This is a genomic window from uncultured Ruthenibacterium sp., assembly GCF_963558415.1.
Lineage (GTDB): Bacteria > Bacillota > Clostridia > Oscillospirales > Ruminococcaceae > Ruthenibacterium.
On record NZ_CAUWGY010000053.1, the window covers coordinates 1 to 15851 of the forward strand.

12 protein-coding genes and 1 pseudogene are annotated in these 15851 nt (G+C 45.9%); 1 reads left to right on the top strand and 12 read right to left on the bottom strand.

What is annotated here, in order from left to right; translation table 11 throughout:
- From AB5H98_RS09260 to AB5H98_RS09310, 11 genes and pseudogenes are all read right to left on the bottom strand, one after another.
- Positions 1–253: pseudogene (locus AB5H98_RS09260) on the bottom strand (hypothetical protein); the annotation flags it as partial.
- Positions 210–1136 (bottom strand): substrate-binding domain-containing protein, encoded by a 927-nt coding sequence (locus AB5H98_RS09265; RefSeq protein ID WP_367925629.1) that lies wholly within the window; start codon positions 1134–1136, stop codon positions 210–212. The gene AB5H98_RS09265 and the pseudogene AB5H98_RS09260, both read right to left, overlap by 44 nt.
- Positions 1133–2944: a sensor histidine kinase gene (locus AB5H98_RS09270; protein WP_367925630.1), complete on the bottom strand. Its 1812-nt coding sequence runs from the start codon at positions 2942–2944 to the stop codon at positions 1133–1135. The genes AB5H98_RS09265 and AB5H98_RS09270 overlap by 4 nt, the downstream gene beginning before the upstream one ends.
- Before the next feature lie 14 nt (positions 2945–2958).
- Positions 2959–4557 carry a response regulator gene (locus AB5H98_RS09275; RefSeq protein WP_367925631.1) on the bottom strand — a complete coding sequence of 533 codons (1599 nt, stop codon included), beginning with the start codon at positions 4555–4557 and terminating at the stop codon, positions 2959–2961.
- Positions 4558–4683: 126 nt separating this feature from the next.
- Positions 4684–5748, bottom strand: a complete 1065-nt coding sequence (locus tag AB5H98_RS09280; RefSeq protein WP_367925632.1) for a galactose/methyl galactoside ABC transporter permease MglC — start codon at positions 5746–5748, stop codon at positions 4684–4686.
- Between the two features lie 18 nt (positions 5749–5766).
- Positions 5767–7266, bottom strand: a complete 1500-nt coding sequence (locus AB5H98_RS09285; protein WP_367925633.1) for a sugar ABC transporter ATP-binding protein — start codon at positions 7264–7266, stop codon at positions 5767–5769.
- 158 nt (positions 7267–7424) lie between these two features.
- Positions 7425–8567 (bottom strand): galactose ABC transporter substrate-binding protein, encoded by a 1143-nt coding sequence (locus AB5H98_RS09290; RefSeq protein WP_367925634.1) that lies wholly within the window; start codon positions 8565–8567, stop codon positions 7425–7427.
- Positions 8568–8843: 276 nt separating this feature from the next.
- Complete coding sequence (locus AB5H98_RS09295; RefSeq protein WP_367925635.1) at positions 8844–9416, bottom strand: hydrolase; 573 nt, start codon at positions 9414–9416, stop codon at positions 8844–8846.
- A gap of 37 nt (positions 9417–9453) precedes the next feature.
- Positions 9454–10686: an NAD(P)-dependent oxidoreductase gene (locus tag AB5H98_RS09300; RefSeq protein ID WP_367925636.1), complete on the bottom strand. Its 1233-nt coding sequence runs from the start codon at positions 10684–10686 to the stop codon at positions 9454–9456.
- Positions 10687–10896: 210 nt separating this feature from the next.
- Positions 10897–12264: an MATE family efflux transporter gene (locus AB5H98_RS09305; protein WP_367925640.1), complete on the bottom strand. Its 1368-nt coding sequence runs from the start codon at positions 12262–12264 to the stop codon at positions 10897–10899.
- A 110-nt stretch (positions 12265–12374) separates the two neighbouring features.
- Positions 12375–13634: an FAD-dependent oxidoreductase gene (locus AB5H98_RS09310; protein ID WP_367925637.1), complete on the bottom strand. Its 1260-nt coding sequence runs from the start codon at positions 13632–13634 to the stop codon at positions 12375–12377.
- A gap of 128 nt (positions 13635–13762) precedes the next feature.
- On the opposite strand from AB5H98_RS09310, the gene AB5H98_RS09315 reads away from it, so the two are divergent.
- Complete coding sequence (locus tag AB5H98_RS09315; RefSeq protein ID WP_367925638.1) at positions 13763–15166, top strand: alanine/glycine:cation symporter family protein; 1404 nt, start codon at positions 13763–13765, stop codon at positions 15164–15166.
- A gap of 41 nt (positions 15167–15207) precedes the next feature.
- On the opposite strand, the gene AB5H98_RS09320 is transcribed toward AB5H98_RS09315, so the two are convergent.
- On the bottom strand, positions 15208–15851 hold a 644-nt coding region (locus AB5H98_RS09320; protein WP_367925639.1), incomplete at its 5' end, for an alanine:cation symporter family protein.

Here is a 15851-nt window from a genome sequence, read left to right on the forward strand (position 1 = left end):
AACCGTGCCCATCAACAATGTTTAAATTGATTTTCAAATTTTCACTGCTTTCACGTTCTTGAGCAAAACGTTCCAAGTCCTGCACCAAAGTATTGATAAATGTATCGTTCTGAAGATATACAGCTACACCGATACGTAACGTTTGGGGCTCATTTCGAAGAGAAGTCGTACAGCCGCCGAGGGTCAGAACACATGCAAGAACGCAAACACTAGCGATTGAGCGGATAAAGTAACTTTTGATGGTTCGAATCATAAGTGTCTCCTTCCCGAACAACAGAAACTGGAAGTTCGTAATCCTCAACAGGTTCATTCCTTGCGGCAGCGACTGCTTGCGTGACAGCCATATATCCTGCGGCATATTCGCTCCAAGCGGCAAGCGCCATGATTTGACCTCGTTCTAACTGAGCAACGGCGGAATCCGTTACACCTGCCCCATAAATTTTAGCAGAAAGCTCATTTTCCACAGTCTGTTGAACAATGAGATCTAGTACCTTGGCTTCAAAGCACAAAACGATATCTGCTGTTTCCAGTTGATTTTCGGAAGGAAATCCGGAAGATACAATTATCTCAAAACCGTTAGATGCCAAAATCTTTTGGGCCTTTTCCAATCGCTCCACCGTACCGCTGACGTTAGGAGAACCGTTTACCAAAAGTACCTTTCCGCCTTGCGGAAAGTCATAAGCAATTTGATTTGCTAGAAGTTGTCCTACCTGAGCATTGGCAGGATATACGCTCCCGGCGGCTTTTTCCACAGAAGACTCTAAAGTGATGACCGGAAGATGAAAGCCATCAGAGATAAAAGATGAGATTTGTTCGCAGTCAGCGGGATCGACAACAGCCGCATCTACACCTACTTCTGCTTCTCGCTGCAATAGTTCAATCTGGCCTTCGCTATCATTATCTTTTGAGAGAGATAAAAAACGAAGTTCAGCGCCGCAATCTTCCGCGGCTTGTTCCATTCCTTGCCGAGCCGTGGCCCAAAGCATACTATCTGTGTGGCGGGTGAGAATAGAAACTTCTACACGTTGCGGTTTGGCCCCCTCCAGAAAGCGTTCCGGAATCACAAGGCTGAAAATTGTTGCAGCTCCCAGAAGTGCCAGTAAAATCATTTGCCACAGGCGGTGTTTTGATTTCATACTTCCGCCTCCTTTGTATCAGTAGCCAGTCGTTCTTTTGTAAGGACAGGAAGGTGAATTCTTACTAATGTTCCTTCATCGGGCTCACTGTGGAATTCCAGTCCATAATCCGCCCCAAAGGTTAGCTGAAGCCGTCTGTGTACATTTCGCACACCGATTCCGGAGCCCTTGCTGCGAGGCAGCGGCTTGCGTTCATCCAGAAGACCATCAACAACTTCCTGCGGCATACCAAGACCATTATCCTGTACATCAATAAACAAATCGTCACCGTTGCGCCAGACATGAATGGAAATCTCTCCGTCGTCATCCGCAGCCGCCATACCGTGGTAAATTGCATTTTCCAAAATTGGTTGTACGATCAGCTTTAAGGAATATAGACCTTCTGTGTCTGGGTCAGAGCTAATAGCGAAAGAAAATTTGTTTTTGTAACGGATTTTCTGAATGGTCATATAGTGGCTGGCGTGTTCCAGTTCATCGGAAAGAGGAATAATGCTGTTGCCTCTGCTCAGAGAAATTCGGAACAAGCGCCCCAAAGAAGTAACCATTTGAATTGCGTCATCGTAGCGGCCGCTTTCAGTCAACCAGATAACAGAATCAAGGGTGTTGTACAGGAAGTGAGGATTGATTTGCGATTGGAGAACTTCCAATTCTGATCGCCGTTTGTCCTGTTCTTGGGCAATGATATCGTCCATTAGGTGGCGCAATGTCGAGACCATAGAACGAATGGAATGTTCCAAACGTCGAACCTCGTAGCAGCCGCTGTCAGAAACGGGCGGCAATTGCCCAAGTTTCTGAATATCGTTGACAGCACGGTCCAACTCCAGAATCGGCTCTGTAATATATGCCGATAACCAGGCATTGATAAAAATAAGAAGGAAAATTGAAAAAAGAAAAACCGAAATAACAAATAAAATCAGTTGGCCCGTACTCGCATGCAAACCTTTGACAGGAGCCACTCCAATCAGCTTCCATCCGGTATATCCCACGGTTTTTACTGAGATTTGCCGGCGGACTCCTTCAAATTCTTCCCAGTGGACGCCATCTGCCAATTGTGAGGCTTCCAAGTTGTTTTCTTGAAGAAGATTGGCATAAATGAGTTGCTGGCGAGGGTGATAAATGATCTCTCCGTTTCGGTCCACAATGTACAGATAGGCATCTCCAGTCAATTGGGCATTTCGACAGATTTGCTCGATGCCTGAAAAGTTCATATCTACCAATAAAACGCCGCTCTCTGTGGTGCCGCTTCGAGTCAATTCCACCTGACGGCTGATGGAAACTACCCATTTGTATTGATTGTCCGCGGACTCAAATAGATTTTGTACATGCGGAGTAGAAAAATGAATATTTTCAATTTGGTCCAAAGCGGAAGAAAACCAAGGTTGTCGATTCGCACGCGCACTTGCTTTTAAGCTAGAAAGGGGAGTGGAAGCCACCAACCCACCTCGAGAATCAAAGACAGCAATTGAAACCAAATCGTCTCGATTTTCTTCATAAAGCAGCGATAAGCCATCCGATGCAATTCCATAGGTCAAGTCAGAATTTTTTACGATTCGGTAATATACAGTGTCCGAAACGCGCATCATTCTGCGCAAATGACTATCAATGCTTTGTTTGACTTGTTCGAGAACCTTCTGGCTGGCATCGGCCTGCAACTGCTGTGTAGCGGCTGAATATCGAAGAACCAGCGAAGAGCCGATGAATAAAATCCCGACAACTGCAACGGCCGTAAATGATAATGAAATGATTCGTCGTATGCTCATTTTTCGGTAGGAACCAGCAAGTTTTCCCATCAAAGAGCGTACTAACACAGGAATCCTCCTCCTCATTGCAGTGCTTGACGATGTTCTGTGCGATATTTCGATGGACTAATTCCATATTGCCGCTTAAAAACATAGCTGAAATAGTTGGGGTCCAGATATCCCGTTTGCTGCGCAATTAAGTAGGTTTTTTCTTCTGTGTCACGTAACAACGAGGCGGCAGCTTCCATACGAACATTGGTTAAGTAAGCGATAAAACTCATTCCGGTTTCCCGTTTGAAAAGAGTAGAAAAGTAGGCAGGGGAAAGGTGGAGGTGATCGCATAATGTCTCCACAGACAGTTCACCATCCATATAGTGCTCTGCAATAAAAGTGCGCGCTTTATCTACCGCACGAAGTGTTGTATCCGTACGACGTTGATTAAATACTCCCTGCAAAAGCAGACAACGCTGTTCGACCCAAAGCCCTAGCTCTGCGGGCGAGGAGAAATCAGTGAGTTGTACGGCACCGGAAAAACCCGGCCCAAAAACAGATTCAAGAGAGATATCCGCTGTTCGGGCAAGTCGAATCAAACATGTGAGAAGTTCCAAAAAGAAACATTGATATTGACTTAAGGTGGTTTCACGAGCTCGCTGAATGATGGTGTTTAAAAACTGCCTGACCTTTTCGGGCGTTCCCAGCTTAACCACGTTTATAAGTTCGCGTTCATCTGCTTCGCCAAAGATAAGTTGCGTTGTTTGAGGCGGTTCCAAATCGCCAATATAAAATGTACGTCCAGCTCCTAAAAGCATGCGGTAATCCAACGCTGCCTCCGCTCCTCTGGCAGAGCGGGCAAGATTGGAAAGAGCATCAACGGGAGCGCCAATGCCAATGGTAAGATTCAGACGTAGAACTTTTTCTGCTATCGCACGAATGCGCTCCAGTTCATGAATCAGCGTGTAGATTTGCACATCATCTGGAAACGAGACCAAAAGTGCCACATCGTCGTCGTATAAAAGCCAATGAGTGTCGCAACCGGCGAGTGAAAAATTTTCTTGGCAAAAGCCCTGAACGGACAAAAGAATCAAATCATCCGGATCGTCGCCCAGTGAACTTACATGAATCCGGGCGGTAACCCAGTTTTTTCCCGAAAGGGAAATCTCATAACGGGCCGCACGTTCGGCAATTTGTCCTTCTTTCAGTCGCCCATCAAGAATTCGCGAATAGAATAACCCACGTAGAACAGGAAGGCTGTCTTCGTATCGTTGACGCAAAATTTGTACGTTTTGCTGTTCTGCACGGTGTGCATCCATATCCTCCCTAAGACGAGCCAAAACCTGAGAGAGTTCAGCCGCATTGATGGGTTTTAAAAGATATTCAAAAACATTCATTCCAATCGCCTGACGGGCATATTCGAAATCATCGAATCCAGAGAATACAATTAGCCGAACGGCCGGTAATTGCTCTTTGAGTCGACGGCAAAGTTCTAAGCCATCCATAAAAGGCATTTTAATATCCGTAAGAACAACGTCAGGATTTAGTTGTTCCGCCAGTTCAAGTGCGTCTTCGCCGTTACCCGCTTCTCCGGAAAGAGTGAAGCCAAGGCGGTCCCAGTCGATTTTCCTTCGGATTCCGGCGCGGAGTTCTTCCTCGTCGTCCACAAGAAGAACACGGTAACCTTCCATATGTCAACTCCTCCTCTCACCATGATTATAACATAGAACAGTACTGTGTATAGCTGTCTGTATAAGTTTTATAAAAACCGGCCGTCCGATAAAGCGAACGGCCGGTTTGAAATATTTTTTAAAGGCTTATTTTTTGACCAGATATTTACGCATATCCAATGCGCAGGCAAAGAGAATGATTCCGCCTTTGATTGCGTACTGAAGATTTTGATCCATACCAACCAAGGGAAGAGCCACAAAAATCAGACGAAGCATGATAACGCCAATGACAATGCCGCTGATCTTACCGATACCACCTACAAAGGATACGCCGCCGATAACACAGGCTGCGATGGCATCAAGTTCATAGTTTACGCCGGTGTTTGCAGTATTGGATGCGATACGGGCGGACTCAACAAATCCGGCCCAGCCGTACATGGCGCCAGCCAAGGCAAATACGGCAATGGTGGTGAGAAATACGTTAACGCCGGAAACCCGAGCGGCTTCTTCATTGGCACCCAGAGCGAACATGTTTTTGCCAAAAGTGGTTTTGTTCCAAATGAACCACATCAAGCCGGTAAGTAAGATAGCATATATTACATAGTTCGGAATTTGAATGCTTCCGCCGGCAAAGTTGAGAAGGGGAGGATTGCCTACAACAAAATTACGATATTCATCCGTGAGGCTGGAAATGGCCATGCCGTTATTGTTACCTGCCTGCACATAGAACAGAAGGATGGTATAAAGAATCAGTTGTGTTGCCAAAGTTACGATAAAGGGATGCAGTTTGAATTTTGCAACAAAAAATCCGTTGAATGCGCCGATAAAAGCACCAATGGCAACGACGATAATGATCACGACAGGAATAGGAAGTGCGCCGATGCTAGGCCACATTTTATTTGCGATATCTGACTTTTGGAGCAGAGAAGCAGCGATACAAGCCGTAATACCGACCGCACGGCCGGCACTCAAGTCTGTACCTGTCAATACAATACATCCTGCAATGCCGAGTGCTACCGGTAGGTATGCAGCAGTCAAAGAAAGCAGGTTAATCAGAGAACTGGCAGATAAAAAGCTTGGCTGCGTGATAGCAACATAGACAGCAACCAGAAGCATAATAATGATTAATGCATTGTTGAGCAGGGCGTTGCCGATCTTTTTTCCGCTCAGCTTCTGAGCCTTGGCGGCAAGCGCTTTCGATTCATTACTCATAGATGATAACCTCCTCATTTAAACATACTTAGCCGCCAAGGTAAGGATTTCTTCCTGGCTGGTATTCTTTGCGTCAACTTCTCCGGCAACTTGACCGCCTGACATAACAATGATTCGATCGCATACACCCAGCAGTTCCGGCATTTCAGAAGACACCATGATGACACCCTTTTCTTCTTTGGCCAAATCGATGATTAATTGATAAATTTCATATTTTGCACCAACATCGATGCCGCGAGTAGGTTCATCCAAAAGCAAAATTTCAGGTTTGGTCAAAAGCCAACGCCCGATAATAACTTTCTGTTGGTTGCCGCCAGACAAAGAGCGGATTTGCGTGTGCTGACTTGGAGTTTTGATGTGCATAGCCTGAATGGCCCAGTCTGTATCCTTGCGCATCTTTTTGTCGCTTAAGAATACTCCACCTACAAGATAATCTTTTAAGCTGGAAATGACGGTGTTCTCCTTGATGTCGCGAATTCCAAAAATGCCTGTAGCGCGACGTTCTTCTGTCAAAAGAGCAAAGCCGTTTTTAATCGATTCGCGCGGAGAGCGGTTTTGAATTTGCTTGCCATGAAGTGTGATGGAGCCGCCTTCACGAGTCATAGCTCCAAACAGGTTTTCTAGTACTTCCGTACGTCCAGAGCCGTCTAATCCGGCAATTCCGAGAATTTCACCTTTCCGCAGTTGGAATGTAGCGTCCTTTAGACGAGTGTATTTTCCCGCGATGTGCTGAACATCCAGGATAACATCTCCCGGAACGTTTGTTTTGGGAGGGAAGCGGTTGGTCAGCTCACGTCCTACCATCAGCTTGATGATTTCGTCCATCGTTAGTTCTTTGGCGGCGCGTGTAGCGACCCACTGGCCGTCACGCATGATGGTCACATCGTCACTGATGCGCAGGATTTCTTCCATTTTGTGAGATATGTAGATGATGCCGCAGCCTTTGTCACGCAACATATTGATGATGCGGAACAAATGCTCAACCTCGGTTTCGGTCAATGAAGATGTCGGTTCATCAAATACAATAATTTTCGAGTCATAGGAAACCGCTTTGGCGATTTCAACCATTTGCCGCTGAGAGACCGGCAAAGTGGACATAATTGCTTTGGGGTTGACCGTGACGCCCAATGTTTCAAAAATTTCTTTGGTGCGTTTGGCCATGCCGGATTCGTCCACCATGATTCCGGCAATTTTAGGATAACGTCCCAGCCACAGGTTGTCTTGGACGCTGCGGGTCAGAGCTTGGTTCAATTCCTGATGAACCATTGCCACGCCGTTTTCCAGGGCTTCTTTAGAATTTTTGAAATTTACTTCTTTTCCATCAAGACGAATGGTTCCTGCGTCTCGATGGTAAATGCCGAAAAGGCATTTCATCAATGTGGATTTTCCGGCTCCGTTTTCACCCATCAGAGCGTGAACCGTTCCAGGCCGTACGGTAAGATCTACTTGATCAAGGGCCTTTACGCCGGGAAAGTTCTTGCAGATGCCGCGCATCTCCAGCAATGCTGGCTGCTCCATATATTTCCTCCTCTCTTAATCAGGAAGAATGCTTTGCTGAACACAAAAAGCGTCCAGAAGAAAACCTTCTTCATGTCAGGGCTAAGCGGGGCTGCCCAAAATGGCGGCCCCGCTTGGCTGTTTGGTTGTGTTGGGGCGATCTCAGATGTCAGATTGTTTTAGTCGGAAGTGCCGTCGTACATCTGATAGGGAACACGAATCTTCGCCACGTCGTCGTCTACGGTGAACTGGTCGGTATTGGCCATCAGTTCAGCGCCATCCTGTACATTTTTAACCAGGGTGTTGATGGTGGAAGCCATGCCAACTGCGTCCTGTTTGATAGAACCGGTCATGTTGCCGGCTTTGATCAGTGCCTTGGCAGAATCGGTAGCGTCCACGCCGAAAACGGGAATGATGGTGGTGCCTTCGCCGTTGTTGTAACCGACATTCTGGAGAGCGGCAATTGCGCCTTCGGCCATGCCGTCGTTGTTGCAGATAATCAGCTCAACCATGTTGTTGTTGTCTTTGTTGTAGTTGCCCAGCAATGTAACCATGTAGTCGTTAGCGGCCTGTGCGGACCATTTGCCTGCTGCGTCTACAAGATATTTGGTGGAAGCTTTGGAATCATAGTAAGCCAGTTCGGGTTTTCCAGCCTCTGTCAGAAGAGCGTTGGCATCTTCGACGGAATACTGTGTGCGAGCTTCTGCCTCAGCGTTGCCCTCTTGGCCTTTGAACAAAACGTAAGAGATTGTTCCGTCACCATTCAAATCAACGGTATCGTAGTTCGCCAGCAAATACTCACCGATCATTTCGCCCTGCATATGGCCAGCATCGGGAGCGTTGGTTCCGACGAATGCGCATTTTTCATAGCTGTTGATTACATCGTTGTCAGCAACCTCACGGTTGAAAAAGATCACGGGAATGTCGGCAGCTTTGGCCGCGTCCACAATGTCTTTAGCAGGGTCGGAAGTGGAGGTTTCTACGATGTTTACGATCAAGAGATCGGAGCCGGCTGTAATGGCTGTTTTAACTTGGTCGGTCTGTGTGGGCTGAGAACCGCCAGCGTCCCAGTTCTTGGGTTCGATGCCCATTTCTTTTAGTTGCTCGTCCATAGCGGTACGGACTGTGGAAATGTACACATCGGAGAAGTCGTAATAGAATACATCGACTTGCAAATCGGATGTGTTTTGCGCGGTAGCGGAATTCGATGTGCTGCCAGTCGCAGTGGAAGCAGTGCTTTGACTATTGGAAGAGCCGCTGCAAGCTGCGAACATTCCAACAGCCATAATGGCGGAAAGAAGAAGTGCAAGTTTCTTTTTCATGGAAGTATCCTCCTACAAGTTTTGCGTTTCAGGATGCATTCGCATCTCTCATCTGCTGTTATTGTAGTGGGATTTTTCTTTGAAATCGATAGAAAATTCTTCTGTAATATAGGAAATTCCTTGGGTCATACGTCGTATTGCACAGTCAAATAAGGGGTTTGTTGGGTAAAATGGCAGTTTTTAATCCTTCTAACCGATTTAAGAATATATTTTTATGCAATGGATGAAATAAAAAGCGGCCGGACGGTATACGCCGTCGGGCCGCTTTTTATTCTTTTAAGATTGCATTTGCTGGGCGATTTCAGACTCACAAGCGCGCATGGCGCACAATGTTTTGTCCAGCAACATATCCAAATCCCAGCCGAGCATTTCTGCCCCCTGACGAATCACGTCACGAGAACAGCCTGCTGCAAATTTTTTATCCTTGAATTTTTTCTTAAGACTTGAAAGCTCCATATCTTGTACACTTTTCGAAGGGCGCATACGTGCAGCGGCACCGATTAGTCCAGTCAATTCATCACAGGCAAATAAGACCTTTTCCATTTCGTGCTCCGGTTGTACCTCACTGCACAGACCATAGCCATGGCTGCATATTGCGTGAATACAGGCTTCATCCGCACCAATTTCTGCGAGAAGTTCGGGCGCCTTTTGACAGTGTTGATCAGGATACTGTTCAAAATCGACATCGTGCAAAAGCCCCACGATTGCCCAAAAATCTGCCTCATCCTCATAACCAAGCTCTTGGGCGAACCAGCGAAGGACAGCCTCCACAGTATAGGCATGTTGAAGATGAAAGGGTTCTTGGTTGTACTTTTTGAGCAGTGCGAGAGCGTCTTGTCTTGTAACCATTATAAAACCTTCCTTTTAAATTGCATCAAACGCAACGTTACTCTTCTTTCGGCAAGGACTGCATATACTCATCCATTGCCTGTGCAACAGCTTTAGAGTGTGCTACAGCCTCGACCACAGTGCGGGCTCCATTGACAACATCTCCGGATGCAAAGATGCCAGGACGAGTGGTATGTCCGCTTTCATCGGCTTCAATCAGGCCACGAGAATTCGTGTCAATTCCTTTGGTGCTGTTTACAATACGATTCAAAGGTCCTTGGCTGATAGAGATAATTACACTGTCAGCAGGATAAAGTTGTTCCGAACCGGGGACAACTTCGCGCGTGCCGTCCTCTTTTTTAACTACATCGGCGAAGATAACTCCTTCGTCCCTGATTTCGACCGGTGCCTTATTATATACAAATTCGACACCTTCCAAAACAGCATATTCAAATTCATGTTTAGATGCAGCAACCCCTTCGTCGCGGGAAAAACATTGCAGATAACGCACCCCTTTGCGCAATGCGGTACGTGCCACATCCATGGCCGCATTTCCCGCACCGATGACAATGACGCGTTCTCCCAGATGATAACTGTCAGGATTGTTTAAATAATTGATACCGAAATGAACATTCCCCAATGTTTCACCTTTGATATGAAGTGTGTTGGGCTGCCAAACACCTGTACCAATGAAAATGGCTTTGTATCCATCACGGAACAAATCGTCGATCCCGATGGCTCCGCCAATGACAGTATTGGGACGCACCTTGATTCCTTTTAATCGGAGATGTCGATATTCAAAGTCATCCAAGACGCTTTTGGGAAGACGAAATTCTGGAATTCCATAACGAAGAACACCACCAATTTTATCCTTGCTTTCAAAGATAGTAACCTGATATCCTTTGCGAGCAAGGATGACCGCAATGGTCAATCCGGCAGGGCCAGAGCCAATGATCGCTACCCGAATTCCATTGGAAGGAGCAGGACCTCTCACCATTTTACTGGAATAAGTGCTGGAAATATAATTTTCAATGGTTGAAAAATGGACAGGAGCCCCTTTCTTCCCGAGAACGCAATGCCCCTCGCATTGATTTTCGTGATTGCATACCAAACTGCAAACAGTTGTCAAAGGGTTGTTTTCAAATAGTTTCCAACCGGCATCATCCAAGTGGCCATCTAATAAAAGGCGAATCACTTCCGGAATGGGGGTGTGAATGGGACATCCTTTTTGACACTGTGGAACTTTGCAGTTCAAACAGCGTTGCGCCTCATCGAGAACATGCTGTGCCATGATTTTCGCTCCTTTCTATTTTATAGATGATTGATAAACGTTTCACAATATGGATTTTTCGCTCATGATTATTTTACTATAAAAGAGCCTGAGGAACAAGAGGAAATCCATTGCGTCGTTGACGGATTACACGCTGCTGTAAGAAAAAACTGCAACACAATACAAAAAATAAAAGCCCAAACCTTTGGTTCGAGCTTTCAGTTTTATTTATTAAGGACCTGGACGGACGGCTTCTTCTCTTCTGCGTAAAATCAGCCCAATGTTTTTGCGGAATACAAATAAGGAGACGATCGGACTAATAATATCAGAAATTGGTTCCGCAAAGAAAACATATTGTGGAGCAAAAAATACGGGAAGTAAGAATAACGCAACAAAGTACACGAACTTGCGGAAGAAGGAAAGCGGCAGAGAAAGGCGAACTTGTCCAATGGCAGTGAGAGAGTCTACCAACTCATATTGAAGCCCTAAAGGTAAGATAGCCAAAGTGCAGATTTTGATGGCATCGTACGCAAGAGAAGAAAGATTCGCATCCTGTGTAAACAAACGAACAAAAAGAGGGCCGGCCAGATGGGCCAGGACAAATAGAATTCCGGTATAGCCCATACACATAATTGAAATTCGTCGAATCGCTTGCCGTACACGCTGAGTATTGCACGCTCCGTAATTGAATCCCAAGATGGTTTGCGTTCCACCGCTGATTCCGCCTAAGGGCATAGTCACAACAAGCATAAAACTCTGCGCGATGGTGGCACATGTTACAAGCGAATCGCCTTGTTCAGGACCACCATAATGTTGCAGAACTGCATTCATGGCAATGATCATTACATTATCAATGGCAATGATAATGAATGGGGTAAATCCAATCTTCAAGACCTGACGCATCAGAGAGAAACGGTATCCGCCAAATTGGATGCGGACAGGAACACGCTTGGAAAATAGAAACGACAACACAAAAATGCAACTTCCGAGCTGGGATAGTACAGTGGCCAAAGCTCCGCCCTGTACACCCATATCGAACACAAAAATGAAAATAGGGTCAAGGACGATGTTGAGAATCGCTCCGAGCATTACACTTATCATACCGATTTTGGCAAAGCCCTGGCAAATAATGAACTGGTTCATACCGGTAGATAATAGCGCAAAAGGCGTGCCAAGCAAGTAAATAGTGAAATAGGCCATGGCATAGGGATAGGTCGTTTCGCTGGCTCCGAAAGTTAAAAGCATGACGTCTCGAAAAGGGAAAATAAAAGCCATCAAGACTACCGACAGGACGCACAACATCAAAAAACAATTGGCCAGGATTTTTTCCGCATATCGAAGATTTTTTTCACCCATGCTGATGCTCATCAAGGGTGAACCGCCAATGCCAATCAGAAAGGCAGCACTTCCGACCAATGTTACAACGGGACCACAAACGCCGACGCCCGCCAGTGCGACATCTCCTACCTCGGGAATATTTCCAATGTAAATGCGATCAACAATACTATACAGAACGCTAACAAATTGTGCCAGCATACTGGGAATGGCAATACGCCACACCAAACGGCCGATGTCATCTCGACCAAGGTCGTTTTCCATTTTCAACGCAAATTCGCTCCTTCACCCGTAAAACGCCCCGTGAATTTTCACGGGGCGTTTTACAATTTCCATCTGGATTATACAATGAAGCAAGCATATTGGCAAGGCGTTCAAGCAAAAATGTTTCGCATTCCGGCGCGTTCGGTACGGGAGGTAATCGCATCAATATCCATAGTTAAAAGGCGCCTTTGTTCCAGATGTTCCATGAGCACAGATCCTGAAAAAGTATATTTTTTATCTGCTCCACCGGGGCGGAATGTTTGCTGATTGACCCATGTGATGGCTTCGCCGGTTGCTAGCGAACGCGGAAGCGTCAACAGGTTTTCCCCCTTACAAAGACGAGTGGCGTTGTATCCAGCCAGAACACCGGTTACAATGGCCTCGGTATGTCCTACCAAAGGCCCCGCTTTTTCTCCTGCGCAAAGGAGATTTTCCATGCCTCGTACTCGTAATGCGTCGTCACGAGGGGCCATGGCCATAAAGCGAACAGAATTTCCTTTCCCGCCTGCGTAAGGGTCTTCGTAACGAGCACAGGAGAATCCTGGAATCTGATGCAATTTTTCCATGGGAAAAAAAGGCGTCATCATTTTGGCGTGTCCTGTATCCAAAAGTACAATGTTCTCGGCATAGGCCGCGTGTGCATACTGCTGACAGGCTTTTTGAGATAGATGATCCTCTCGAAGATGCAATGGAATTGGTACAATGGCAACTCCGTTTTCATTTAGCTCTTGCTGTAGCTCCAAAGAAAGAGATTCTTTCATCAATTTGCACGAACCACTAAACGCACCGGCATTTTCTCCTCGGTGTGCACGATATTCAGGTACACCCGCAAGGGCGGTTAGGCTTAGTCTTCCGCCAAAAGATGGACAGCGCAATACACACATAGCACATCCAGACCCATACTTGGTACAATTGACTGTAGGACCGGCTGTTCCGGTAGTATCGATAAAGGCATCGGCTGCATAACGCTGTCCGGCAGGAGTTTTTACCGCAAGCAGCCGTGAACCGGATAAAATAGCGCTGACAATGCGGGACTGTAAATGAATCTCTACTCCGGCGCTGCGAAGAAGTTCAAAAACAGATGTGGGCATTTTGGCAATATCGTAAAGACTGGCGTGCTGGTGGCCGGGGAAACATACATTCTTGTGACGGGTATTTTGGTCCATTAGCCGGAACAGTTCGCCGCCACCCATAGCAAGCATTTCTTCCGCAGCGGTAAAACGACCGTTGTTTCGGAAAATTCCGCCAGCAAGTCCGGTGCCAAGCAACATATCCGTGCGTTCAAACAAACTAACATGTGCGCCACTTTTGGCCGCCTGATATGCGGCTGCGCATCCGGCCCAACCGCCTCCTACAACAATGATTTCCATGAGTGATTCAGCTCCTTTTGTGTTATTGTATGCAAAAAGGCGGCACGGTTTGCGCTATAAAAATGAAAAAATATTTACGGGGCCTTTGGTTTTCGCTATGATAAAAATATGGACAAAGGGGTGACCAAATGATTGATAAAGTATTGGGAACAATCAATGATTTTATGTACACGTATCTTTTGATTTTTCTTTTGGCAGGAGCCGGAGTGTATTTCACGGTACGAACAAGATTTGTCCAGTTGCGCAGAATTGGTGATGTGCCGGCGATTTTGAAGGAAAAGTCACAAAATGAACAGGGAGAAAAAAGCGTATCCTCATTTCAGGCATTAATGATTTCTACAGCTTCTCGCGTAGGAACAGGTAATATTGCTGGGATTGCCACTGCATTGGCGGCCGGAGGGCCAGGTGCAGTGTTTTGGATGTGGTTAATGGCGGTGATTGGCGGAGCTTCTGCTTTTGTAGAATCTACGTTAGCGCAGATTTACAAGGTCAAAGACGGCTCTTCCTTTCGGGGCGGCCCTTCGTATTATATTGAGCAGGCGCTCCACAGCCGCAAATGGGGAGTCGTATTTTCTTTAACATTGATTGCATGTTTTGCATACGGCTTTAATGGTCTTCAGGCGTACAATATTTCTTCTGCATTGCCTTATTATATCCAGAATTATTCGAATACTGTTTGGCCGGCTGTGGTAGGTGGAATACTGGCTGGCTTGACGGCATTGGTCATTTTTGGAGGCGTGCATCGAATTGGATTCATTACGTCAGTAATTGTTCCGGTAATGGCGCTGGGATACATTGCAATCGGCTTTTATATGGCTTTAAAGAATTTTTCTCAATTGCCTTCCGTATTTATGATGATTTTGAAAAATGCATTTAATGTGGATGCTATTGCCGGAGGTTTTGCAGGGAGCGCTGTGGTACTAGGAATAAAACGCGGTTTATTTTCCAATGAGGCTGGAATGGGGTCAGCTCCCAATGCTTCTGCATCGGCGCAGGTGTCTCACCCAGCAAAACAAGGACTTGTGCAGGTGTTGAGTGTATTTATTGATACTCTTGTTATTTGTTCTACAACGGCCGTCATTTTATTGGTATCTGGTGTGCAGGGAGGAAAAGGTGTATTGGACGGTATCCCCTTTGTACAGGCGGCTTTCCAGACTGGCATGGGAGAGTGGGGAATTCACTTTATTACGGTGGCAATTTTCTTTTTTGCATTTTCTAGTTTGATTGGAAACTATTATTATGCAGAATCCAATATTCGCTTTATTCGAAATTCTAAAATTGTTGTAAATATATTTCGCTTTACCTGTCTCGGAGCAATTTTTTTAGGAGCACAAGCGGATTTTTCTACTGTTTGGAATTTAGCAGATATTCTTATGGGATGTATGGCAATGATCAATATTGTAGCGATTGTTTTTTTGAGTGATACAGCGGTAAAAACACTTGAGGATTACGAGCATCAGCGAATGCAGGGCAAGGACCCGGTGTTTCATTCCAAAGATGTTGGCATAGAACATACAGATTGTTGGAAATAACAAACAAAGCGGGATGCCTTTTGGACATCCCGCTTTGTTTGTTATTCTTTTGAGATACGTGCCACCAGTCCGGAAAGTGCGAGGAGAGCGATCAAGTTCGGAATGACCATCAAACCATTGAACAGATCGGAGAGATTCCATACAAGATCTACCTTTAATGCAGAACCTACTACAACGAAAAGAACAACGATCACACTATATACACGAACTGCTTTTTCTCCTAAGAGTGCTTTGACATTGACCTGACCAAAGAAGTACCAGCCAATAATAGTAGAAAAGGCAAAAAATAGCATGCAAATGGCGATAAAAATATTGCCGAAAGCCCCAAATGCCTGGTTAAAAGCAAGTTGCGCTAAAGCGGTACCTTCTTCGCCGCTAGCAAGTGTACCGGAGGACAGAATGACCAAAGCAGTTAAGGTTAAAATCACAAAAGTATCGATGAACACACCCATCATTGCAATGACGCCTTGTTCTTGTGGGTGTTTTACTTTTGCGAGTGCATGTGCATGAGGAGTGGAACCCATACCGGCCTCATTGGAAAACAGGCCACGAGCCACGCCAAAACGCATAGCGGTTTTTACTGTTACACCAGCCACACCGCCAGCCATAGCTTGAGGACGGAAGGCCAGTACAAAAATCTGTTGGAAGCAGTTAAGCAGTTCCGAGCGGTTAATAATAAGAATAA